We start from the raw sequence: 25394 nt of genomic DNA, 5'->3' as shown, positions 1-25394 counted from the left end.
TTGATTTTTTGTCATTTCCGCGAAGGCGGAAATCTCAGAAATCAATTTCACAAACAAATGGCTGATAAAGCAAACAAAGAAGAAGTGCAGGTAGAAGATACCGCAACTCAAAACGAGGAAGCTACAAAACCTCAAAAGGAAGTTTCTCTTAAAGAGAGCAATCCAGACAAATTTCTTGCAGATTTTAACTGGCACAACTACGAAGAAGGAATCGATCCTATCGACGATGGTAAGCTGGAAGAATTTGAAAAATTGGTAGCAGCGAATTTCGTTGACACTTTGGATGACGAAGTTGTTGAAGGAAAAGTGGTTTTCATTACAGACCGTGATGCAATCATTGACATTAACGCGAAAAGTGAAGGTGTTGTTTCTTTAAACGAATTCCGTTACAATCCAGATTTAAAAGTTGGTGACAAAGTAGAAGTATTGATCGACGTTCGTGAGGACAGTACAGGTCAATTAATTCTTAGCCACCGTAAAGCTAGAACCATTAAGGCTTGGGATCGCGTAAATGCTGCCCATGACGAAGCTACAATCGTAAACGGTTACGTAAAATGCCGCACAAAAGGTGGTATGATCGTAGATGTTTTCGGTATCGAAGCATTCTTACCAGGTTCGCAAATTGATGTTAAACCAATCCGCGATTACGATATTTACGTTGGTAAAACAATGGAATTCAAGGTTGTTAAGATTAACCACGAATTTAAAAACGTTGTTGTTTCTCACAAAGCGCTTATTGAAGCGGATATTGAAGAGCAGAAAAAAGAAATCATCGGCCAACTTGAAAAAGGTCAAGTACTTGAAGGTGTTGTTAAAAACATCACTTCATACGGAGTATTTGTTGATCTTGGTGGTGTTGATGGACTTGTTCACATTACAGACCTTTCTTGGTCACGTATCAACCATCCAAATGAGATCGTTGAACTTGATCAGAAATTGAACGTTGTAATTCTTGATTTTGATGAAGATAAAACACGTATCCAATTAGGTCTTAAGCAATTGAATCCTCACCCATGGGAAGCTCTTGGTGAAGAGTTGAAAGTTGGTGATAAAGTAAAAGGTAAAGTAGTTGTTATTGCAGACTACGGTGCATTTATTGAAGTTGCTGAAGGTGTTGAAGGTCTTATCCACGTTAGCGAAATGTCTTGGTCTACACACTTACGTAGTGCACAAGATTTCGTAAATGTTGGTGACGAAGTTGAAGCGGTAATCCTTACAATGGATAAGGAAGAGCGCAAAATGAGCCTTGGTATCAAACAAATGACTCCAGACCCATGGACTGATATTACTACTAAATACCCAGTTGCTTCACGCCACAAAGGTATTGTACGTAACTTCACAAACTTTGGTGTTTTTGTTGAATTAGAAGAAGGTATTGATGGTCTTATTTACATAAGCGATCTTTCTTGGACTAAGAAAATCAAACACCCAAGCGAGTTTACCAACATTGGTGACACTCTTGAAGTTGTTGTATTAGAATTAGATGTTGAAGGTCGTAAACTAAGTTTAGGTCACAAACAAACTGAAGAAAACCCTTGGGATAAATACGAAGCTGAATTTGCTGTTGGAACTAAGCACACTGCTGCAATTGCAGAAGTAGTAGACAAAGGAGCAACAATAAACTTTAACGAGGATATCGTAGCATTCGTACCAAGCCGTCACCTTGAAAAAGAAGATGGTTCTATGTTGAAGAAAGGTGATGAAGCAGAATTCCAAATTATTGAGTTCAACAAAGAATTCAAGAAAGTGGTTGCTTCACATATGATCCTTCACAAAGAAGAAGAAGCGAAAATTGTAAAAGAAGCTGTGAAAAAACAAGCAACTTCTCAAGAAGAGGCAAAAACCACTTTAGGTGATGCTAACTCTGCGCTTCAGGCACTTAAAGACAAAATGGACGGTAAAGTATAATCGTATCATTTTATAAATACTAAAAAGCCTTCCGGAAACGGGAGGCTTTTTTTATTGGGTTAAATTGAAAATATAAAGCTATTTGAAATCTGGAGTCACTTTTTCTTCAACTCAAAATCTGAAGAAATACTTAAAATTGCTTGAAAGTGTATTCTATAATTACAAAATTGACTAATTTCAAAACTTTTTTAAATCGAAATATGAAATTAAGAATTCTTACACCGCTACTGCTTTTATTGACGCTCTCTTGCGCTACTCCAAAAAAAGCATCGAAAGGCAAAGCTGAAACTGCCGAGAAAAGTTCAGACAAAGATAAGGTTGCAATTAAACCTTACGATAAAGTAATAACCAAGGAAGCCAAAACAGACGACGGGCTGTTTAAAGTGCATACCGTAAAAGAAGAATATTTCTACGAAATACCAGATTCACTTTTTGGAAGAGAAATGTTGATGGTAACACGTATTGCAAAAACTGCGACCAATATAGGTTTTGGTGGCGGAAAAACAAACACCCAAGTGCTTCGTTGGGAAAAAAGACCAAGCAAAGTATTACTTCGGGTGGTTTCGCATCAAATTTTTGCAGCAGATTCGCTTCCAATTTACGAAGCGGTGGTAAATTCAAATTTTGAACCCGTTCTTTTTTCATTTGATATTAGAGCTTTCGGAAAAGACAGTACTTCAACAGTTATTGATGTAAACAAACTTTTTGAAACGGACGTAAGACCTTTAGGAATGCCGAATGAGTATCGTGAAAAATATAAAATCACAAGTCTTGAAAAGGAGCGTTCGTATATAGAAACAATCAAATCTTACCCATTAAATATAGAATCGCGCCACGTAAAAACGTATGCTGCCAAAGAAGCTCCAAGCAATTCAGACTTAGGTTCAATTTCTGTAGAAATGAACAACAGCATGGTTCTTTTGCCTAAAGTACCAATGAAGAGGCGCTATTTTGATGAGCGTGTGGGCTGGTTTGCTCGCGGACAAACAGATTACGGTCTAGACAACCAAGAAAGTAAAACCATAAAATATCTGGACAGATGGCGATTAGAAGTTAGAGATGAAGACAAAGCCGCTTTTGAAAGAGGAGAATTAGTAGTTCCGAAGAAGCAAATAGTTTATTACATAGATCGTGCAACTCCCGTAAAATGGAGACAATACATAAAACAAGGAATTGAAGATTGGCAAGTAGCTTTTGAAGCTGCTGGTTTTAAAGAAGCAATTATCGCGAAAGATCCGCCAACTATTGCAGAAGACCCAGAATGGTCGCCAGAAGATGTGCGTTATTCTGTGGTTCGCTATTTGGCTTCACCAATCCCAAATGCAAATGGACCGCACGTAAGCGATCCGCGTAGTGGGGAGATATTGGAGAGCGATATAAACTGGTATCACAACGTTATGACCTTATTGCGCAACTGGTTCTTTGTGCAAACAGCTGCAATAAATCCAGATGCAAGAGGCGTAGCCTTTAAGGATGAAATTATGGGAAGATTGATTCGTTTTGTTTCTTCGCACGAAGTAGGTCACACATTAGGCTTGCCACACAATATGGGTAGCAGTGTTGCCTTTCCTGTAGATTCGCTGCGTTCTGTAGATTTCACTAAAAAGTACGGCACAGCGCCTTCTATTATGGATTATGCGCGTTTCAACTACGTAGCACAACCTGGAGATGGAGATGTTGCGTTAATGCCAAATATTGGTGTTTACGATAAATATGCCATTGCTTGGGGTTACAAACCATTGCCAAATTTATCTGCAGAAGAAGAAAAGAAAACTTTGGATTCTTGGATTCTTGAGCACGCTGGCGATCCAATGTATCGTTTCGGGAAGCAGCAATCTGGCGGTGTAATAGATCCGAGTAGCCAAACTGAAGATTTAGGCGACGATGCCGTAAAAGCAAGTATGTACGGTATTGCAAACTTAAAACTCGTAGTTCCAAAACTTATTGAATATACTAAGGAAGACGGGAAGGATTACGAAGATCTTTCAAAAATGTATGATCAGATAGTTGGGCAGTTTAATAGATATATGGGTCACGTGTCGGCAAATATTGGCGGTGTTTATGAATACTACAAAACATACGATCAAGATGGTGCTGTTTATACTCATGTTCCAAAAGCGAAACAGGAAGAAAGCATGGTTTTTGTACAGGAGCAGCTTTTTGCAACTCCGCAATGGTTGCTTGACGAAGATATTTTCAATAAAATTCAATTTGACGGTAGTGTTGAAAATGTAAGACAATTGCAAGCTAAAACACTCGACAATATTCTTGATTTCGGAAGAATGGCGCGTATGATTGAAAACGAATCTATTAATAAAAGTGAAAGTTATTCGTTGCTTGAAATGATGGAAGATTTGCGAAACGGAATCTTTAGCGAACTTAAAACAGGAAAAGCAATTGATACGTATAGAAGAAACCTACAACGTGCATACATTGACAGGCTGGCGTATTTAATGACGAAGGAGCAGGAGGGAAGAAATCGCACTAAGGTAGATGTAAACCAAAGCGACATACGTTCTGTAGCTCGCGCAGAGCTTAAAACGCTGGAAGATGATATTCGGAAAGCATCTGGAAGAACGAGTGATAAAATGAGCAGAATTCATCTGTTAGACTTGCGGGAGCGAATTAATATTATTTTAAATCCGTACGCTAAACAGTAAAAGGAATTTTATTTTTTGAAAACGAAATGGCCTGTCTTAATAAGAGACAGGCTTTTTTTTTGAAGGAGATTTAAAAGTTCTGCAGCCTAATTCCGCAATCATCTTTAATCGAAATTAAATTCTTCACTTTTAAAAAAATAAAAATGTATTTTTGTCTCCAGTGCCGATAGCTATCGGTATTAATTCAGACTTTCCTATGAGCCAAAAAGTGTTACTGAACGCGACCGAGATAAACATTGCGCTTAACCGTTTGGCTTGCCAATTGATCGAAAAACACGACGATTTCTCCAAAACCGTACTTATCGGAATTCAGCCCCGAGGAGTTTTTCTAGCTGAAAGACTTAAAACGCTGCTGGAAGCCGAATACCATATTAAGAATATAAAACTTGGGTATTTGGACATCACTTTTTTTCGGGACGATTTCCGAAGAGGTGATAAACCGCTGGAAGCCAACAAAACCCGTATCGATTTTATTATTGAAGATAAAAATGTTGTTTTTATAGACGATGTTCTTTTTACAGGAAGAAGCATTAATTCTGCGTTAACAGCTATGCAATCCTTCGGAAGACCTTTGGAGATTGAGCTGTTAACATTAATTGATCGTCGTTTTAGTCGTCATTTGCCTATTCAGCCTGATTATCGTGGCAGACAGGTAGATGCTATTAATGGCGAAAAGGTAAAAGTTTGCTGGAAAGAGAATGATGGGGAAGATGCTGTTTACCTTGTTAAAAGTTAGTTGTTTAATGATAATTGTGAAAACCAATAGCAATAAACGGATAACAGAAAATTTATAACCGATAACAGATAACCGAAAATGGAACTAAGTGTAAACCACTTATTGGGAATTAAATACATCACCGAAGCAGATATTCAACTCATCTTCGAAACGGCAGATCATTTTAAGGAGGTTATTAATAGACCCATTAAAAAAGTACCTTCCCTTCGCGATATTACCATTGCCAATCTTTTTTTCGAAAACAGTACCCGAACAAAACTTTCTTTTGAACTAGCTGAAAAGCGTCTCTCGGCAGATGTAATTAATTTTGCATCCTCCAGTTCTTCGGTTACAAAAGGCGAAACGCTAATTGATACCGTAAACAATATTCTTTCAATGAAAGTGGATATGGTAGTAATGCGCCATCCCAATCCGGGAGCGGGAGTATTTCTTTCAAAACACGTAAAAGCAAGTATAATTAACGCTGGCGATGGCGCACACGAACACCCAACACAGGCACTGCTCGATGCCTATTCAATTCGAGAAAAGTTGGGCGATGTGGCAGGAAAAAAAGTTGTAATAGTTGGTGATATCCTTCATTCACGAGTTGCATTGTCTAATATTTTCGCACTTCAAAAACTTGGAGCAACGGTTAAGGTTTGTGGCCCTAAAACGCTAATTCCGAAATATATAGAGAAACTTAATGTGGAAGTTGAAACCAACCTTCGCAAAGCGTTGGAATGGTGCGATGTGGCAAATATGCTTCGTGTGCAAAACGAACGGATGGACATTAGTTATTTCCCAACAACTCGAGAATACACCCAGCAATTCGGATTAAATAAAGCAATTCTTGATTCGTTAAATAAAGAAATCGTAGTGATGCACCCAGGCCCAATTAATCGCGGCGTGGAAATTACTAGCGATGTGGCGGATAGCAAACAATCTATAATTTTAGAACAAGTTCAAAACGGTGTTGCCGTTAGGATGGCGGTAATTTATTTATTGGCTTCAAAAATTGGTAAAAACTAAATATTAACTATAAAAACACGTCGAAGTTTATTCTGTTTAATAAACAAAAGACAACTAATTTTATGAAAATTGAGAATCACCCAAATTTCGTGGTCCTTGAGGATGAAAAGGACGATATAATAGACTTTGCCTCGTTTATCGAGAGTCAAGTTCCTTCAAATTACAAAGGTCAAAACGTGGTTTTGAATCTTTTGAAATACGATTCAATAGAGCTGCCGCATTTATTGCAGTTTATCAAAACTTCTAACCTCCACCGCAAAACAAAGCAATCTTTTATAATCGTTAATGACGCAATAGAAATTGACGAAATACCTTTTGAAATGATCGTTGTTCCAACTCTCCGAGAAGCGGGAGACATCGTTGAAATGGAAGAGATTGAAAGAGACTTAGGGTTTTAAAAAAAGTTTGTAGCTTCAGTTTACAGTTACAGGTTACTATTATGCTACACCTATATACTTTTGCCAACTGCCACTGCTACTGAATACTTATTTATGAAACTAACAATCCTAGGATGTCATTCCGCAACACCAACAGCCTCAGCCCACCCAACGTCGCAGGTTTTGGAAATGAAAGGACATTTGTTTTTGATTGATTGTGGTGAGGGTACGCAAATGCAACTGCGAAAATGCAGAGTTAAATTTTCCCGAATTAAGCATATATTTATTTCTCACTTACACGGCGATCACTTTTTTGGATTGCCAGGTTTAATTTCCACTTTTCTGCTTTTGGGTCGGGAAGCGGAATTGCACATTTATGGCCCAAAAGGTATAAAGGAAGCTATTTTACTTCTCCTAAAATTAGGGAAATCGTACACCAATTATCCGCTCTATTTTCACGAGTTGGAAGAAACTACTCCCCAAATTATTTTTGAAGATGATAAGGTTACTGTAGAAACAATACCGCTAGATCACAGGGTTTATACCAACGGATTTCTTTTTAAAGAAAAACCGGATGACCGAAAATTAGATGTTGAAAAGGCCCGAAAACTCAATATAGATTTAAGCTATTACAACAAGATAAAACAAGGTTTTGATGTTGAGAATAGGGCGGGCAAACTGATACCCAATAAAGAAATAACTTTTGATCCGCCACCGCCAAAAAGTTACGCCTATTGCAGCGATACGGCCTATTACCCTGAAATAGTGCCTCAAATTGAAAATGCGACAGTTTTATACCACGAATCTACTTTTTTGGAAGAGCATCACCATCTTTGCGATAAAACCAAACACAGTACTGCAAAAGAGGCTGGAGTGATTGCCAGAAAGGCAAAGGTTGGAACTTTAATACTCGGTCACTACTCCGGACGTTACGGCAATTTGGAGCTTTTCCGAAAAGAGGCGCAGGAGGTATTTGATAATGTGGAATTGGCTGAGGATGGGAGAGTCTTTGTGTTCTGAATTATTTATTTGTATTTTTATTGCAACCACCATCTTGTTATTTATAGAAATATGAAAAAAACAGTTCTCCTTTTTTTACTGCTGCCGACAATGATGATTAGTTATTCACAATATACATCTATTCCAGATCCTTTTTTTGAAAATTTTTTAGAAGCCAACGGCATGGGTGATGGCGTACCGGGAAATGGGCAGGTGCTTACCGCAAATATTGAAAACGTGATTACCTTAGATCTTGATTCTCAAATTGGGGTTACAGATTTAACTGGAATAGAGGACTTTATAGCACTCGAATGGTTGGATTTTAGTTATAATTTGGTGGAACAGGTAGATCTTTCACAAAATACAATGCTTAAAACGCTGGGCTGCACATTTAATCCATTGACCAGTTTGGATTTGTCGAACAATACACAATTGGAGTGGCTTAGCTGTCAAGGCAGTCAATTAACTAGTTTACTGTTAAATAGTCAAATGTTAGTGGTAGTGGAGTGTTTTGAAAATTATTTGACATCACTCGATTTATCCAATGTGCCATCTTTGATTGAAATTGATTGTAGCCAAAATCAAATTTCAGCATTGGATCTTTCTCAGAATCTTTTTTTAGAAGTACTTTCTTGTTCTTCAAACAATATTGCCTCTTTAGACACCTCTAATAATCCAGAGCTTTTTTATTTGGTTTGTGGTAGAAACGATATAGAGAGTTTGGATCTAACTCAAAATCCTGCCCTAACACTCTTATTGGCTCCATTTATGCCCCCATTAAATCATCTAGACCTACGCAACGGTAATAATGAAAATATAGGCTCCTTCAATGTTTTTGGCACAGATAACCTACAATGTATCTTTGTGGACGACGCCAGTGCCACCTATCTGGATGATTGGTACAAAGATCCGTTTACCACTTTTTTGAACAACGAGGCGGAGTGTGATGCTTTGGGAAATCAAGAATTTGTTGTGGTGCCATTCAGGATTTTTCCCAATCCGGCAAAAACCTATTCTAATATTTCGTCGAAAGTAGAAGGTGAGTACTCATTGATTTCCGTGCAGGGTAAAATAGTGCGTTCGGGCACTCTGAATGTCGGGCTATCCAGAATTCCGGTTGATGGACTTTTAAGTGGGCTTTATATTTTAAGGGTCTTTTCAGCTAATGGTACTACAACCCAAAAAATAGTAGTGGAATAGTTTTTTCAAAAAAAAAGATAATTCGTCTTTAGCTCCGCTTCAATCTTGTTTTCAATTTCTTTTTCAATTTCAACCATAATTTTAATACATATTTAATATCCCACTGTTTTATAGCTTCGCTAAAACTCTTAACTTGCGTTAAAACTTTTGCAATGGCCGAAAAACTTCACGAATACCGAAAATCTTACGAAAAAGGAGCTCTTTCTGAAACATCGGTTGATGAAAACCCGATGCAACAATTTAGAACTTGGTTTTTTGAAGTGAAGGATAGCGGCGGCGTAGATGAAGTAAATGCTATGACCATTGCTACCATCGGTGCCGACGGTTTTCCGAAGGGTAGAGTAGTGCTATTGAAAAAATACGACGAATACGGTTTCTATTTTTACACCAATTACAATAGCGAAAAAGGCAAATCTATAGCTAATAATAACAAAGTTTCACTTTCGTTTTTTTGGCCAAATATGGAACGGCAAATAATTATAAAAGGAATGGTTGAAAAAACTTCGGAAGCAGATTCAATAAATTATTTTCATTCCAGACCAAAAGGAAGTCAGCTGGGAGCGGCGGTTTCGCATCAGAGTACAGTGGTAGCATCGCGCGATGTTTTAGAAAAAAATCTTGCTGAGCTCGAAAATGAATATAACAACAAAGTAGTGCCAAAACCAGCCGATTGGGGCGGATATTTGGTGAAACCTATTTCAATTGAATTCTGGCAAGGCAGGCCCAATAGGCTTCACGACAGGATTCGTTATACTTTAAAAAATAACGATTGGCTAATTGAAAGATTAGCACCTTGATTATTTACGATTAAAGAATTAAAACTTTACGAATCCCGAACAATTAAAAGCATGAAAACATTATACTTAGTCCGCCACGCAAAATCATCATGGAAACACGACGTCGACGATCACAAACGCCCTCTAAAAAGCAGGGGAGAACGCGATGGACAAATGGTTTCAAAAAAGGTTGCAGCTGCAATTGAAGCTCCTCAAAAAATGATTAGTAGCGATGCCACACGTGCGCTTTCTACAGCTCAATTTTTTAAAGAAGCACTGAAAGTTGAAGATGCAAATTTTGAAACAAATCACGAACTTTACGACTTTAGCGGTCAGAATGTAATGCGAATGATTAAGTCGTTACCAGACAGCCTAGACAAAGTAATGCTCGTAGGTCATAACCACGCTTTTACTTCGGTTGCAAATATGCTGGGAAATAATTACATTGATAATGTTCCCACTTGCGGCTTCGTGATGCTGGAGTTTGACGAAAAGAAATGGAGCGAAATAACTACGGGTAAAACCGTTAAAACAATTTTCCCAAGGGATCTTAAATAATGACCGAAAAAGTTGATATAAATACCCAAGTCCGCAATGTATACAACAACAGGGAGCTAAGCTGGTTGCAGTTTAACGCCCGTGTTTTACAGGAAGCGAATGACAAAAAACTCCCTTTAATTGAAAGACTTCGATTTTTGGGAATTTTTTCGAATAATCTAGATGAATTCTTCAAAGTGCGCTACGCAACTATTAAGCGTATTGTGGAAGCTGGAAAAATGGGGCGCAACTTTTTGGGCGGTATTTCGGCAAAAGATCTTTTAGAACAAATTACCCAAACAGTAATAGAACAACAAGCACATAGCTTGAATATTTTGAGCGATATTCAAAAAGAACTTCGCAAGGAAAACATATTTATTATAAACGAAACGGAGGTTTCTCCAGATCAGGAAAAATTCATTTCAGAATACTTTGTTAGGTATGTAAGTCCAGCCATGATGACTATTATGATTGGGGAATTAGAAGAATTTCCAAGTTTAAGAGATAGTGCCGCTTACCTTGCGGTTACGATGGTTATGAGCAAGGATGACGATACTTTTGAAGCAAAACAGAACTATGCACTTATTGAAATTCCACGAACAATAGATCGTTTTGTTGTGCTTCCGCCGCAAGGGGAAAAACAATATGTTATTATCTTAGACGACCTTATTCGCTATTGTCTTCACAATATTTTCAGCATTTTTAAATATGAAACTATTTCGGCTCATATGATAAAAATTACCCGCGATGCCGAATTAGATATAGACAGCGATTTAAGTCGAAGTTTTATTGATAAAATTTCAAAAAGCGTTAAGAACCGAAGCACGGGCGATCCCGTACGTTTTGTTTACGATAAAAGTATAAATAAAAAAACGCTTCAGTTTCTTTTAGACAAAATGGGGATTGATAAAACCGATAGTATTATTCCCGGCGGACGTTACCACAACAGGCGCGATTATATGGATTTTCCGCGTTTGGGTAGACCCGATCTTCAATACGCAAAACAAGAACCTTTACCTATTCCAGGCTTGAGTTTACAAGGAAGCTTGTTTGATAAAATAGTGGAGAAAGACTACTTGTTACATGCGCCTTACCAAACCTTTATGTATGTAATTAAGTTTTTACGTGAAGCGGCGCTGGACCCAAAAGTGAAATCCATTAAAATTACTATTTATCGCCTGGCGGAAGTATCGCACATTGCTAGTTCGCTAATTAATGCGAAGAAGAACGGAAAAGAAGTAACCGTACAAATTGAGCTACAAGCCCGTTTTGACGAGGAAGCAAACATTAAATATGCCGAATTGCTGCAGAGTGAAGACATACGTTTAATTTTTGGCGTAAAAGGATTGAAAGTTCACTGTAAAGCTTGTCTAGTTGAAAGAATTGAAAACAACAAAATTGTTCGTTACGGAATTTTAAGCACGGGGAATTTTAATGAATCTACCGCCAAACTTTATACAGATTACACCCTTTTTACAGCAGATCAGAAAATCTGTAAAGAGATAAAAAAGGTGTTTGAATTTTTTGAAGTGAATTATTTGGTTCGCAACTATCGCCATTTAATTGTTTCGCCACATTATACCCGAAAGGCAATTTATAATTTAATTGATGTCGAAATAAAAAATAAAAAGGCTGGTTTACCCAGTGGAATAAAACTGAAACTTAACAGTCTATCAGACTTTAAGATGATCGATAAACTCTACGAAGCGAGTAGGGCAGGCGTGAAAATTAAAATGATAGTTCGTGGCATTTGTTGTTTGATTCCTGGTGTAAAAGGCATGAGCGAGAATATTGAAGCAATTAGTATTGTAGGAAAATATTTAGAGCATCCGCGATTGTTCATTTTCGAAAATGGTGGCGATACTAAAGTGTATATTTCTTCCGCAGATTTTATGGGAAGAAATCTAGACAATAGAGTGGAAATTTCCTGTCCAATTTACGATGCAGATATTAAGAAAGAAATACTAGAAAATTTTGAAATAGGCTGGAGCGATAATGTAAAAGCACGTGTAATAAGCATTAAGAATGACAATGCTTATCTAAAAAACAACAAGCCGCCCGTGCGTTCCCAGTTCAAAATGTATGATTACTATTTAAATAAACTTGAAGTATACTGATTTGTTAAACATAGAAAAATACGGTGCTGTAGATATAGGCAGTAACGCCATTAGGTTGTTAATTGTTTCTGTGGTAGAGCAGGAAGGAAAGGATACGCTTTTTAAAAAAACATCATTAGTACGAGTTCCAATACGTTTGGGCGCGGAAGTTTTTCTTAATGGAAAAATTTCTGATGCAAGTGCAGACAGAATGATTGATGCTATGCAAGCATTCAAGCTTTTGATGAAAACTCATAATATAAAGCGCTACCGTGCGTGCGCTACTTCGGCGATGCGTGAAGCTTCTAACGGGTATCAAATTGCTGAAACAATTAAAGATAGAAGTGGCATTTCTATAAATATTATTGACGGTAAAGACGAAGCAGATATTATTGCTTCAACAGACCTAAAAAGTTTGATTGACAACGATAAGGCTTTTTTATACGTAGATGTAGGTGGTGGGAGCACCGAGTTAACCGTTTTTGCAAATGGTGAAAACATCACCTCCAAAAGTTTTAAATTGGGAACGGTGAGACTGTTAGAAGGTCTTGTTGATCAGCAAATTTGGGACGAAATGGAAACTTGGATTAAAGAAAAAACCAAAGGTTTTAAAAGAATTTCATTAATAGGTAGCGGCGGAAACATTAATACTATCTTCAAAAAGAGCGGTAAAAAAATAGGGAAACCACTTAGCTATTTTTATCTATCATCTTATTACGAACTAATTAAATCGCTCACTTTTGAAGAGCGCATTACCGAACTAGATATGAATCCAGATCGGGCAGATGTGGTGATTCCTGCAACGCGGATTTACTTATCTGCGATGAAGTGGAGCAAAGCAAAGAATATTTTTGTGCCTAAAATAGGGCTGAGTGACGGTATTGTGCGGAGCCTTTACAACGAAAAGATTGCCGCAGCTATGAAGGTTAATTCGTGATTTTTAAAATATTCTCGACCCTTAGCTTATCTTTTTATCAAAGGCATTTTCAAGTTGTGAAGAAATATCGGTATGATGATGAACCAATTTCCATTCGCCATTTTCTAATTTAAATATATTTGTAGCTCTGTGGCTTACGCTAACTGCCTTACCCTCGGGGCTTGTGTTTTCTCCTTCTTCTACGCAACTAATATATCCCAAATCAGTGCCCACAAATGCTTTTGGGTTCTTGCAGATAATCTTGCCTCCTAATTTCATTGCGGCTACTTCTTCAAAATCTTTGCTTATCGAATTCCAACCTGTTAGGCAACCCCCAAAAGGTCCCATGTATGTAATAGAATCAGTATGTGACCATAGATTGTTTAGAATCTTTAGGTCGCCTTTAAACATATCATTTAGACCAACATATAATCGATTATTAGCTTCTATAAGTTTTTCTGTATTCATATTATTAAAATTTTGTAGTTAGTTGTGAGATGTTTTAGCAAGAGTTTCAAAAATTTTTTTCAACTGAAAAAAATACAAAGAGCGGTGCACTTAATTTACTGACTTTTAATAGTGTATTTCAATCTATTGTTTTTGCTAGCGGTATTCTCCATTTGGTCTAGCAACAGATCCGTCTATGGACTAATACATTTTATTTTTGTTTGCTGAAGTTTTTGGGATTTGTTGAATTGAATCCCAATGTTCCACAATTTTACCTTCTTTATCAAATCTAAAAAAATCCATGGTTACGTATTCATCATCCCCAGGCCAAATTTGATGTGTATGCAAAGCCACCAAATCGCCTTCAGTTATTGCTCTGACGAACTTAATTGATTTATTAGGATATTCAATCTGCATTCGCTCAAAATATGCTATAAAACCTTCGAGACCATTTTCAACAGCGGGATTATGCTGTATATATTCCGAACCAACATATAATTCGGTAGCCTTTCTCGGATTCCCTTCATAAGCCATTTTATAAAATTCAATGGCATTTTTCTTCATTGCTTCATTCATCGTTTGTGCTTTTTTGACATCAATTATTTAATGCAATTTCGATATTTTTCCGAGTAGATTTTTTGCTTTCCTAATTACAATGGCCCATTTGCTTCAACTCGTCCATTAGTATTTAAAAACCTAACAAAATTAATCTTTCCGAATAAGCTGCAAAGCATCGAGACGTACCCTCGCTTTTTTCATAATTGTAGCCAATGTTGAGCGTGCTTCAATGGCTGCTTCAATTTCATCTATTCTAATGTGTTTGTTCTTCTTTTTCAAGGAAGTAAGCCTATCTATTTCGTGATTAAGTTTAAGGTTCATTCTGTCCAAACCTTTACTTATTTCCACTTCTCCCAGTTTCTTTGCTATTTCCGTGGCAGATGAAATCATTTTAGGCAGAAGTGTTTCTACAAACGTATCATTATCCAATAACGCGTCTATGCTCCCAGCGATTAAATTCTTGTTGAGCATTTCAACAGGAAAGCTGTTTGTTACTTCTTTTCCAGTATGATCTACTATAATTCTTATCGGGGTATGAGGTAGGAATCGGTCTATATCAATACTTTCTTGGCCTGCTGTTTCTAGAACAAAAATTAATTCAAGTAATAGCGCAGGTTTCCCAGTTCCTTGAATAAGTCCGAAACTTGCGCTCCCTAAAGTTGAGCTTAAAACCATATCGATCGCGCCGGTTGCCATCGGGTGATCCCAACTTAAAAAACTAACATCTTCTCTGCTAAGTGCGCGTTTTCTGTCGAATGTAACTTGTATTCCTTCGCGCGGAATTGACGGAAATACTTCTGAGTTAAATGATGCAGGATGCAGCAAATAGGTGCGAGCAGCAATATCCTCCATATCTACATCAAATTGCTCAAAGACTTTTGTTAAATAGATTTCAAGGGCTAAATCTTTATCTTCAGCTTTAATTTGCTCAATTAGCTTTTTCGCAACTTTTGGGCGAAATGAATTCATTTCTAAAAGTTTATCACGTCCTTCAGAAAGGTTTTTCTTTAGTTCTTTTTGGAAATTAGCTGTTTCAGCAATCAATATTTCCAATTCAGAACTTGCCGCTTCAAATGATGGTTTTTTGGAAATGCTTAGTAATCGTTCGCTAAATAATTTCGAAATAATATTCCCGCCTTCAAGATTCGTATTAAAGGCATTCAAACCTTCATGAAACCATTTAACAACAAGACTTTGTGGGCTATCAACAAGAAAGGGGATGTGAATATGGATATCTTTTTTCTGTCCTATTCGATCTAGGCGACCTATTCGCTGCTCTAATAATTCTGGGTGAAATGGTACATCAAAAAGAATAAGGTGATGTGCAAATTGAAAGTTTCGACCTTCACTACCTATTTCTGAACAAAGTAGGATTTGAGCACTATCGAGTTCTGCAAACCAAGCTGCATTTTTATCCCGTTGCACAAGGGTGAGATCTTCGTGAAAAACGCCAACATTTTGCTTAATGCGTTTACTTATGGCAGCTTCTAATGCTAAAACCTTTTCTTTAGAACTGCAGATGAGAAGTATTTTTGCAGGATATATTTCCTCCATTTTCTTCAAAACCCACGCTACTCGAGGATCTTTATTAAACCAAAATTGTGGTTCTCCATTTGCTTCTGAACCACTTTTATTATCGAATAAAAATTCTTTTGTTGCACGTTCAATCCAAAGGCTGTGATTTTCTTCAGCTTGAATAGGATTTAAATGCGCAATTCGTTTAGGGAAGCCGCTCATTGCTAAACGCGTATTTCGAAATAAAACCCTACCTGGCCCGTGTTGATCGAGCAAATCTTCAATTAGGTTGAGCTTTGAAGTTTCGTTTTTAACGTCTAAAGCTTTGATTCTTTCTTTTGAAAAAGTAGTTTCCAAAAGCTTTAAATCTTTCGACTTTAAATCATTATTTGAAGATAGTTTTTCAACAAGACTGGCAATTTCCTTATTGCCTTCAGATTCGCTTATAAAATCGTTGTAGTTATTATACCTAACAGGATCGAGTAAACGTAGTCGTGCAAAATGACTTTCAACCCCCAATTGTTCTGGCGTGGCAGTAAGAAGTAGCAATCCTTTTGTTGCTTGGCTTAATAATTCTACTATGCTATATTCTGGGCTTACATCGTTTAAAGACCATTCAAGATGATGGGCTTCGTCAACTACAAGCATATCCCAATTTGCCGAAATGGCTTGTTGACTTCGTTTTTTTGAAGATGCTAAAAATTCAATACTGCAAATTATAAGCTGATTATCGAGAAAAGGATTTCCATCGGGCGCGCTATTTTCCAGCGCAACACAACGTTCTTCATCAAAAATATTGAACCACAGGTTAAATTTTCGCAACACCTCTACAAACCATTGGTGTACGAGCGATTCTGGCACAAGAATAAGCACTCTTGAAATACGTCCAGTAACCAATAATCGGTGCAAAATCAAACACGCCTCAATCGTTTTTCCAAGTCCAACCTGATCTGATAACAGAACGCGAGGCGCAAATCGCGAACTCACTTCGTGCGCAATATAAAGTTGATGCGGAATTAAATCTATTTTACCGCCAACAAAGCCGTGTACTGGAGAAATTCGTCTTTTATAATTGTTGTAGAGCGTTTCTCTGCGTAGCGTAAATATTTCAGGCGAATCAACCTCGCCCGCAAAAAGCCTATCAGCAACACTATTTGTAATCGTACCTCCGTCAAGTTCCGCTTCTTCTAATTTTCTACCGTTTCCAAAATACACATAAAGCCCGTCCACGAGTTTCACTTGCTCAATTAGCATCGATTGCCCTTGCTTATCTACTATGGAATCTCCGGGTTTAAAAATAGTTCGGCGCAACGGAGCGCTTTCTGTTGCATACAGTCGCGTTTCGCCTGAAATTGGGAAATGTATTTGCACCTTTCCTTTGCTAACTTCTGTTACAATGCCAACTCCAAGTTCAGGTTCGCCTAAACTGGTATATCTTTGATTAGGAAAAAAATCTCCCATATTTAATGTTTCTTGTTTAGATTTTAGTCGCAATTCTCAACAGCAAAAGACTTTCAATTCAGAAAGAAAACTCTTTAAAATTTTATTTGCTGTTTTGCGTTTTTAGATTCCGAATACCTTCATAAACCACTATACTTACTGCATTAGCGAGGTTTAAACTTCGAATGTGAGGGCTGAAAATTGGGATAGTAAATACTGAATTTATATTTTCTTCCACAATATTTTTAGGCAATCCAACCGATTCTTTTCCAAAAACTAAAAACATATCGTCCTCGTAATTTATGGCAGTGTAATCTTGACTGCCGTGACTGGAAAGGTATGCAAACTGTTTTCCTTTATTTTTTGCATAAAAGTCTTCGAGATCCTCATATATGAAAAGCGAAACATGCTGCCAATAATCTAATCCAGCTCTTTTTACACGCTTGTCATTTAATTCGAAACCAAATGGTTTTACGAGGTGTAAATTCGAACCAGACGCTAAACTTAATCTACCGATGTTCCCTGTATTCATAGGTATTTCCGGTTCAATTAGTACAATGTTAAATGCCATTTTTTAATGTTTATGTTTTGTGATGGATTGGAATAGTATTGATTGTGTTAAGTCCCGCAGACGTTTACCTCTTTAAATGTAAATAATAGTCTCTCGTTTCTTTATCGAATTTCTCAATTGCATAGCGAAGCGTAATTCTGGACATTTTGGTGGCGTGTTTATTGAGGAAATTCTTCAGCATTTCTTCATTTCGTTTTCCAGCTTCTCTGATCCAACTTCCAACGGCTTTTTGCACATATTCGTCTTTGTCGCTAACAAGAATTTCGGCAATTTTAAACGTGCCTTCTATTTCATTTTTTCGAATAAAATAGTACGTACTCACAATAGCCGTTCTTCGTTCCATTGGATTGCTGGATTTTGCTAAATCGTACAAAGGTTTTCTATCCTTGTCAAATAAATATCCTCCAACTACATAAGGTGCAGCCCTATCCACTAAACCCCAATTGTCAATCCACTTATGATTTTCAATATACGCTAGGTAAATAGCTTTCCTTTCTTCTTTAGAAGTTTTCTTATTTCGAGCCTTCCAATCTAAAATAGCAATTGCTCCAATACGGTGATTTTCATTTTTATCTTTTAGCAATTTCACAACCTCAATTACCGGAGTATTTTGAAATTCTTTAGCTAAAGAAAACAACTCCCTTTTGGGAATTTCTTTCGAATAATCTTGACTAATTATTTCTAAAGTCGCTATAAATTCTTTAGCGGTCATTTAAATTGTATTTTTTTCAGTTTGAAAGCAGCGGTGAAAGCAATAGTTATTCTTTCATAAAAGCAATTAATGGTTGAATAAAGCTATCAAACTTTTCAATATGCGGTAAATGCCCTACGTTTTCAATTTCCACTAATTTTGCATTAGGAATTTCCTTTTGAGTTCGTTTACCCAATTCATCGTATAATCCCATTGTTTTTCTAACATCTTCAGTAACAAGAGGCTTTCCAAGGGCTGTTCTATCTCTAGTGCCGATAATTAAAAGGGTAGGAGCGGTAATGTTTTTAAATTCGTAAACAACAGGTTGCGTAAAAATCATATCGTACGTTAAAGCCGAATTCCAAGCAATTTTTTCATAATCTGAATTTAATGTCCAGCCCGCTAAAAGGTTCACCCATTGGTCGTATTCTGGTTTCCATTTATTATCGTAATAATTTACTAATTGATATTTTTTAATACCCTCGAAGGAGTTTTTAAGTTCGTTATTATACCACCATTCTACAGGTTTGTACGGTACTTTTAATTTCCAATCTTCTAATCCAATTGGGTTTTCTAAAATCAATTTTTCGGTTGTTTTAGGATACATTAATGCGAAACGTGTTGCGAGCATTCCTCCCATAGAATGTCCTAAAATAGCGGTTTCCTTAATATTTAAACTATCAAGAAGCGTTTTGGTATTTTGTGCAAGTTGTTGAAAAGTGTATTGAAAATGATCTGGTTTTGAAGATTTTCCGAAACCAATTTGATCGGGTACGATTACTCGAAATCCCTCTTTGTTTAATGCGTCGATTGTTGTTTTCCAATACGCGCCATTAAAATTTTTACCGTGAAACAAGACAATGTTTTTACCATTGTAATTATCGGGCATAATATCCATATAAGCCATATTTAAATCTTGCTCCTGTATTTTCAACGCTAAAGTAGCAACTGGAAAAGGATAATTATAGTTTGCCAATTCAATGTCTAGCCATTGTAAATTATCAGTTTGAGCGATTGTAAGTTGAAAGGCAAATAAAAGTGTTAGAATTGTAAATAAGTACTTTTTCATTGTTTAAGTTTTAATAGTGGTAACGTTTAGTGCTAAAGAAGAAAGGCTATTGGTGAGCCATCGTTTTTATTCTGCTTTTAATAGTTCTATCGTCTGTTTATTTTCGGGTGGATTTTTAATTCTTATATTAATTTTATTATAGTTCCACGCTTCATTTATTCGGTCTGCAGAAATATCCATTTGCGCTTTTCCTATTATTCCAACAATACGAATAGTGGAATTTACAGTTTTATGATTATTTGTATATTCAACTTGTCCTTCTAAAATAGCGAGTTTATCAATTGGTTGAATGGTTCCAATCAAATCTGTTACTCTTTTGTCAGAGTTTGCCTTTTGGATTGCATTTTCGTAAAGTTCCGTATCTGCATAAGCTTGAGCTAAATTGGTTGCGATACTGTTCATTCCTGAAAAAAAGAATAGTGCGATTGAAATCAGAATCATTCCAGAAACAGGTATAAACCATTTCCAGTTGCGTTTCCACCAACTTTTTTGCTCAATCAATGCGTTATTCATCGTACTAATTTTGGCTACAATTTTCTTTTCAAAGATAGCTCTTAACCATTTCTTTCAGCACTTGAAAAAGTAGTTATTATACACGGACTTGTTAACGGGAAATCAAATAGGAGTGAAGTATTGCGCTTCACGGCAGAAGATTTAGAATGATTGAGGTTTGATTGATATTATTTTTGAAGATGGGGGTTTGTGCTTTTTAGGGGGTATTGTATTGTAATGTGTTATTTTTTTAGGTAGATGTTGGAGTCACTTGTATTTGTCCTCCGATTGCTTTTAATACTTTCATAATTGTAGCAAATTGAGGTTTTGCTCCATCAGATAGTGCCTTATATAAACTCGGTCTGCTCAATCCAGTTTCTTCCGCAATTTTTGTCATTCCTATAGCTTTTGCAATATGTCCGATTGCATTAATTATGTCTGCATTATTACCTTCTTCCAAAACTGTGTTAAGGTATTCGGCAATCATTTCTTTACTGTCCAAATAATCTGCTATTTCAAATCTTGAAGTTTCCATTTTCTATTTATTTAACTTTTTCCAAATGAGGATTGACCCAGCCATAGCTTATATACCGGGTTAGCCACTGTAGTTTGTTACGAGTTCATATAATACTGTTACTGCACCTGCTATAAATATTCCGATTGTCAGAAAAAAGAAGATGTAACTTATCCACATCATAATTTGATAGCTAATTCCCTTTCTTTTCGTAAAGTCCAAATTGTCCATTCGTTTATCGAGATATTTTTTAGAATAGCCGAAATGATTGGCAAAATTGGTTTTGTATTCATTAAGTTGGTTTTCGACATCATTTGAGTCGGCAAGCATATTATAATAATTAATCAAAGCGTCTCGATAACCATTCCTGGCTTCCTCTGTCATTTTTGATAAGTCAATCTTTTTGACTTCGTAATTAAAATCTTCCTTTAGAAAATCAATTATTCGTTCCGCGCTATCATTTGTCTTAATTTCTCTTGATATCGGAATTTCTGGCGAACTCGAAATGTTTTCAGCGAAGGTCGCAAAGGAAATTACAATTCCGGTATAATGCATTTGAGTGAAAAATGAAATAATCCGAAATAAAAGTCCGGTAATTACCACCACCAAAGAGAAAACAGAAATCTCAAAAGTTAAATTTATTATAAATTCGTTACTTGTTTCTTGTCCAATAATCAAAACAAAAATACCAATTGAAAATCCGACAACCCAAATGATTATTTTGTCAGCTTGTTCAAAATTTTTGCTTATTCGGTCGGTTTGATTTAGCAATGTTTTGCTAATAACAGAATAAATATGTTTTAAAAGTACCTGGTTCATTTCAATTGTGACTAAAATGGTTATATACAACCCTACAAAAACATATATCCGTCAAATATATGTAATGGTTGTTCCATTCAAATATAATACAAAACAGTTCCTTTTAAAACCGTGTAGTCAAGGAGTTAATAACGTACTTATCAACGATAAGAAAAGGGGTTGAGATCGAAACAATAAACCGCATAGCCACAATTTGCATTGTTTTCGAATCAATCAGGGAGGGAAGAATATTTAAGTAGAAAACCTAATTTGGGTAAACTTATTTCTTTTTAAAACTGCAAAACACAAAATTCTGTAACGTATCAAAAGGGGTTTTGTGGTCTTCGATGAGGCAACTAATTTTATCGAAGTTATCGCTGAATTCTGCTGTCAGTTTTTCGGGGCTGTATTGTGTTATATCGAGGCCACTGCATTTTAAAGGGCCATTTTCTGAAAACGTTCCAATTACCAAAAATCCATTTACTGCGTTCTTAACCGTGTGTTTGTAGTTTTCAATTTGTTCTGTAGTGGTTAAAAAATGAAATGCTGCTCTATCGTGCCACACGTCATAGTTTATTTTGGGTTGAAATAATGTAATATCGCTTACAATCCAGCTTACTTTTTTTGCTTTATCACCAAGTCTTTTTTGTGCTTTTTCAAGTGCTTTCGCAGAAATGTCGAGCACAGTAATATTTTCAAAACCTTCGTCCAGCAAATAATCCACAAGTGTACTGTCGCCGCCACCAATATCTATGATTTGGGCAGTTTTATCTAAATTAAACGAACGGATAAAATTCAATGAAGTTTGTGGAACTTCTTGGCTCCAGCTTACTTGATCCGAGTTTTTGGTCTCGTAAACCGTTTGCCAATGGGTTGTTTTATCAATTTCCATACAGGATTAATTTTATTTTCGGCTATTAATAATTGGTCTAATTTTCATCTGTGTTTTTATGTATTATTTTTCTATTTCCTCTTCCATCTGCGCTCCAATAAAAGGAATTTTTGGCGCCAAAAAATAGCCGGTTAAACTCGCAAAAAGTATGGGGATAAAATACGTAAAACCCGTAAGTGTAGCCAGAAGAATGGTCGTACTCATTGGCGTACGCGTTACGCAAGCGTTAATGGCAGCCATACAACTTACAATAGTTAACGATAGACTAATGGACGGAAAAATAGTGTGAATAAGCAGCCCCAGCGCAGTACCGCAGAAAAACAACGGAATAATAAATCCGCCACGCCATCCTGAAGTTACGGTTATGGCGATAGCGATAATTTTAAAAATTAAAACGCTAATTAAAAATTGGATTGTTCCATTTTCCTGTAATAGTTCGTTGATTTCAAAATGGCTGAAATACCTTGTTAGTGGAATATAAAAAGCGATGGTTCCCAGTAAAATCCCGCCAATTAAGGTTTTAATATAAATAGGCGTTTTCAGTTTTTCGAAGAGGGTTTTAAAAAACTTGGTGCAAAATATAAATCCCCAACCAACTACAGTTGCAATCACCGCGAAAAATACCGCCCAACCAAAATCGAAAAATGTTTCCATTTCGTAAGCTGGTAAATTCCACAAAGGTCCCCATCCCAACTGAACGATTATAGCGAAAATAATATAGCTAAATCCGCTGGCTACAAGGGCTGGAATTATAGCTTGGTAGTATTCTACCGCGTGTTTGTGGTGAAGTATTTCTAATGAGAAAAGGCTTCCGCCAAGCGGAGCGCCAAATAGCGCTGTAAAGCCTGATGCCATCCCTGCAATACTTAGCGAGCGTAATTCTTCGCCTTTTAAGCGGAATATTTTCCCAATCCAACTTCCGGTTGAACCGGTAACTTGCACTAAAGGAGATTCAGGCCCGAGACTTCCGCCCGAAGCCACACAAAGCAGCGAGGAAAGTATCATGGAAGGATTGTTTTTGGGATCGAGTTTTCCTTTGTTAAAGCGAATATTATTTACAATAAGTTGCATTTCGCCAGGGTCGCCAATAAAATAAATAATTAAACCTGCCAAAAGCCCACAGATTGCCATTACCGGAATCACGAGCCAACCTTGATAAACTCCTAAAAATTCGGTTAGATACATTAATACGATCCAATAGGCTCCAGAAATTAATCCACCTATTAGGCCAAGTGCTGCCCAAAGAAAAAACATTCGGCTAAAAACAAAAGGGTTAAACCGAATGGGTCTGTCTAAAACATCAGTGTACTTAATGAGTTTTCTTCTTCGCTTTAATTTCATTATTAACTACTTATAGCTCAAAAATCCGTGATTAATTTTCGCTCCATTTCGAAAACCTAAAAGAAATTGTTGTTCTAAATGAAATTAATTTAAAGGCCAAAAGATAGGAACGAAAATCATTAGCAAAATAAATAAAATTAAAGTTAAGGGCAGACCGACTTTTAAGAAATCTGCGAACTTATATTTTCCAGGGCCAAATACTAAAATGCACGAAGGTTCAAAAGGTGCGATTAGCGAAACGGATGCTCCCAACATTATTGCAATGGCGAAGGTTCGCGGATCTGAGTTCATCATTACAGCGGTATCTATTGCAACTGGTAGCACCACCAAAGCCGCCGCGGCATTGCTCATGGGTTGGGTAAGAAGTATTACTAATATTACGAAACCACCCATTACATAAAACGGTCCAAGATGGCCCAATAGATTTAGAATGTTTTCCGCTAAATATTGTGATGCGCCCGAATTTTCCATGGCCGTTCCAAAAGCCGTCATTCCGCCAATAAGTATTAAAAGTTTCCAATTTATTACCTGGTATACCCTATCAATATTTAAGGCGCCCGAAAGTACCGTGAGTAAAGCTGCAGCCATAAACGTAATAGATAGCGGCGCCCACTCCAAGGTGCCAGCAAGTATTGCAACCAAAAAAATTGCAGCCGCAAAAATGCCTTTCTTTTCCTTGAACATATTTACACGGAAATCGCCAATTATGGAAAAATCGTTGGAGCTTCTATTATTGTCAATATCTTCTTGCGTGCCTTGAACCAATAGCGTATCCCCAATTTTTAAATGAAGTCCGCCTATTTTTTGCGATACAGTATCGCCAAAACGTTGAATTGCCAACACAACCAAATCATAATTTTGACGAAAACGCGCTTCCTTCAACGACCGATTGATAAGTCGGGAGCCGGGAGTAATTAGTAATTCAGCGAGGATTATTTTTTCGTTTTCAATTACTTTATCGCCTATGGTATCTGCCAAAACATCTAATTCGGGGGTTTCCTTTATTTTAATAAGATTTTCCACGCTGCATTCTACAATTAGAATGTCATCAGCATGTATTCGCGTAAAACGGTGGGGAATAAAATCTTCTTTATTCCGAATAACTTTCAGAATGCGTACTTCCTGTTTTGCCAAATCTGAAAAGAAAACAGGTTGCCCCACTAACTTCGATTTTTCCGAAACAACGATTTCAGATAAATATTGGGCAATTTCATATCGCTCGTTGTAACCTACTTCCTTGTGGTCAGGCAACAATTTTTGATAAAAAAGTAATATGAAAATTATTCCAGTGGCGAGAAAAATGAGGCCGATTCCTGATATTTCAAAAAAGCTGAGTGGTTCCATTCCAGCTTGAGCTATATAACCACTTACCGCAATATTGGTTGAAGTACCAATTAACGTGCAAGTTCCGCCAAGGATAGAGGCGAAGGCAACTGGAATTAAAACTTTTGACGGACTTATTTTCAGTTTTCTGCACATCCCAATTACTGGGCCGGTAACTAAAGCGGTGACGCTGGTATTGTTCATAAACGCAGACAACGAGCCAGTTATAAACATAGTGTAACCCACAAATAAGGTTTTACTTTTCACCACTTTTATTAATTGCGAGCCAACTTTGTCCAGCAATCCCGTTTCTGCCAAGGCACCCGAAATAATGAATATGGAAGCTAAAATAATTATGAAATCGCTACTGAAACCTTCAAAGGCTTCTTTGGGTGAAATAATTCCAGAAAAGGCAAGCACCAAAATTAAACCAATGGTAACAACATCAACCGAAAATTTTTCGGTGGCGAAGAGAACAATGGCTACTACCAGCAATCCGATTACAATGGCTATTTCCATATTGAAAATTT

General features: G+C 36.8%; 23 protein-coding genes. 11 read left to right on the top strand and 12 right to left on the bottom strand.

Annotated elements, in window-relative coordinates:
• The first annotated feature begins 57 nt into the window (after nt 1-57).
• The 11 genes from rpsA to AC3RVF_RS06095 all read left to right on the top strand — a co-directional run bounded on the left by rpsA (nt 58) and on the right by AC3RVF_RS06095 (nt 13234).
• Nucleotides 58-1908 carry a 30S ribosomal protein S1 gene (rpsA, locus tag AC3RVF_RS06145; protein ID WP_489689818.1) on the top strand — a complete coding sequence of 617 codons (1851 nt, stop codon included), beginning with the start codon at nt 58-60 and terminating at the stop codon, nt 1906-1908.
• 200 nt (nt 1909-2108) lie between these two features.
• Entirely contained in the window at nt 2109-4568 is a 2460-nt protein-coding gene (locus AC3RVF_RS06140; RefSeq protein WP_489692994.1) for a zinc-dependent metalloprotease, read from the top strand.
• Nucleotides 4569-4764: 196 nt separating this feature from the next.
• On the top strand, nt 4765-5304 hold the full coding sequence (pyrR, locus tag AC3RVF_RS06135; RefSeq protein WP_489692993.1) for a bifunctional pyr operon transcriptional regulator/uracil phosphoribosyltransferase PyrR: 540 nt from the start codon (nt 4765-4767) through the stop codon (nt 5302-5304).
• A 78-nt stretch (nt 5305-5382) separates the two neighbouring features.
• Complete coding sequence (locus AC3RVF_RS06130; protein ID WP_489692992.1) at nt 5383-6312, top strand: aspartate carbamoyltransferase catalytic subunit; 930 nt, start codon at nt 5383-5385, stop codon at nt 6310-6312.
• 62 nt (nt 6313-6374) lie between these two features.
• Nucleotides 6375-6710 carry a ribonuclease Z gene (locus AC3RVF_RS06125; RefSeq protein WP_489689822.1) on the top strand — a complete coding sequence of 112 codons (336 nt, stop codon included), beginning with the start codon at nt 6375-6377 and terminating at the stop codon, nt 6708-6710.
• 93 nt (nt 6711-6803) lie between these two features.
• Nucleotides 6804-7709 carry a ribonuclease Z gene (locus AC3RVF_RS06120; RefSeq protein WP_489692991.1) on the top strand — a complete coding sequence of 302 codons (906 nt, stop codon included), beginning with the start codon at nt 6804-6806 and terminating at the stop codon, nt 7707-7709.
• A gap of 51 nt (nt 7710-7760) precedes the next feature.
• Entirely contained in the window at nt 7761-8888 is a 1128-nt protein-coding gene (locus AC3RVF_RS06115) for a T9SS type A sorting domain-containing protein (RefSeq protein ID WP_489692990.1), read from the top strand.
• A 152-nt stretch (nt 8889-9040) separates the two neighbouring features.
• Nucleotides 9041-9685: a pyridoxamine 5'-phosphate oxidase gene (pdxH, locus tag AC3RVF_RS06110; RefSeq protein WP_489692989.1), complete on the top strand. Its 645-nt coding sequence runs from the start codon at nt 9041-9043 to the stop codon at nt 9683-9685.
• 51 nt (nt 9686-9736) lie between these two features.
• Nucleotides 9737-10222: a SixA phosphatase family protein gene (locus AC3RVF_RS06105; RefSeq protein ID WP_489689826.1), complete on the top strand. Its 486-nt coding sequence runs from the start codon at nt 9737-9739 to the stop codon at nt 10220-10222.
• Nucleotides 10222-12318, top strand: a complete 2097-nt coding sequence (gene ppk1 / locus AC3RVF_RS06100) for a polyphosphate kinase 1 (RefSeq protein WP_489689827.1) — start codon at nt 10222-10224, stop codon at nt 12316-12318. The genes AC3RVF_RS06105 and ppk1 overlap by 1 nt, the downstream gene beginning before the upstream one ends.
• Nucleotide 12319: 1 nt before the next feature.
• The gene (locus AC3RVF_RS06095) at nt 12320-13234 is read left to right on the top strand and encodes a Ppx/GppA phosphatase family protein (RefSeq protein WP_489690124.1); all 915 of its coding nucleotides are present in this window, start codon (nt 12320-12322) and stop codon (nt 13232-13234) included.
• A gap of 21 nt (nt 13235-13255) precedes the next feature.
• Here AC3RVF_RS06095 and AC3RVF_RS06090 read toward each other — a convergent pair whose 3' ends face one another.
• From AC3RVF_RS06090 to AC3RVF_RS06035, 12 genes are all read right to left on the bottom strand, one after another.
• Nucleotides 13256-13681 (bottom strand): YybH family protein, encoded by a 426-nt coding sequence (locus AC3RVF_RS06090; protein WP_489689828.1) that lies wholly within the window; start codon nt 13679-13681, stop codon nt 13256-13258.
• Between the two features lie 180 nt (nt 13682-13861).
• Nucleotides 13862-14236: a nuclear transport factor 2 family protein gene (locus AC3RVF_RS06085; RefSeq protein ID WP_489689829.1), complete on the bottom strand. Its 375-nt coding sequence runs from the start codon at nt 14234-14236 to the stop codon at nt 13862-13864.
• 129 nt (nt 14237-14365) lie between these two features.
• Nucleotides 14366-17194 (bottom strand): RNA polymerase-associated protein RapA, encoded by a 2829-nt coding sequence (rapA, locus tag AC3RVF_RS06080; RefSeq protein WP_489689830.1) that lies wholly within the window; start codon nt 17192-17194, stop codon nt 14366-14368.
• Nucleotides 17195-17276: 82 nt separating this feature from the next.
• Entirely contained in the window at nt 17277-17744 is a 468-nt protein-coding gene (locus AC3RVF_RS06075; RefSeq protein WP_489692988.1) for a tRNA (cytidine(34)-2'-O)-methyltransferase, read from the bottom strand.
• Between the two features lie 64 nt (nt 17745-17808).
• Entirely contained in the window at nt 17809-18456 is a 648-nt protein-coding gene (locus AC3RVF_RS06070) for a DNA alkylation repair protein (RefSeq protein WP_489689832.1), read from the bottom strand.
• 46 nt (nt 18457-18502) lie between these two features.
• Entirely contained in the window at nt 18503-19504 is a 1002-nt protein-coding gene (locus tag AC3RVF_RS06065) for an alpha/beta fold hydrolase (protein WP_489689833.1), read from the bottom strand.
• A 66-nt stretch (nt 19505-19570) separates the two neighbouring features.
• The gene (locus AC3RVF_RS06060; protein WP_489692987.1) at nt 19571-20017 is read right to left on the bottom strand and encodes a cytochrome c oxidase assembly factor Coa1 family protein; all 447 of its coding nucleotides are present in this window, start codon (nt 20015-20017) and stop codon (nt 19571-19573) included.
• A 229-nt stretch (nt 20018-20246) separates the two neighbouring features.
• Entirely contained in the window at nt 20247-20531 is a 285-nt protein-coding gene (locus tag AC3RVF_RS06055) for an addiction module antidote protein (RefSeq protein ID WP_489689835.1), read from the bottom strand.
• A 60-nt stretch (nt 20532-20591) separates the two neighbouring features.
• Nucleotides 20592-21329, bottom strand: coding sequence for a hypothetical protein (locus AC3RVF_RS06050; RefSeq protein ID WP_489692986.1), 738 nt, complete (start codon nt 21327-21329; stop codon nt 20592-20594).
• A 259-nt stretch (nt 21330-21588) separates the two neighbouring features.
• A complete protein-coding gene (locus AC3RVF_RS06045; protein ID WP_489692985.1) occupies nt 21589-22200 on the bottom strand; it encodes a class I SAM-dependent methyltransferase in 612 nt (203 codons plus the stop codon).
• Between the two features lie 63 nt (nt 22201-22263).
• Entirely contained in the window at nt 22264-23541 is a 1278-nt protein-coding gene (locus AC3RVF_RS06040; protein ID WP_489692984.1) for a chloride channel protein, read from the bottom strand.
• A gap of 84 nt (nt 23542-23625) precedes the next feature.
• Nucleotides 23626-25383 carry an SLC13 family permease gene (locus AC3RVF_RS06035; protein ID WP_489689840.1) on the bottom strand — a complete coding sequence of 586 codons (1758 nt, stop codon included), beginning with the start codon at nt 25381-25383 and terminating at the stop codon, nt 23626-23628.
• Between the last annotated feature and the right edge of the window lie 11 nt (nt 25384-25394).

Source organism: Aequorivita sp. IT1183 (assembly GCF_058068265.1).
Note: the sequence above shows the minus strand (reverse complement) of the source record. Positions and strands in the feature narration are given on the sequence as shown.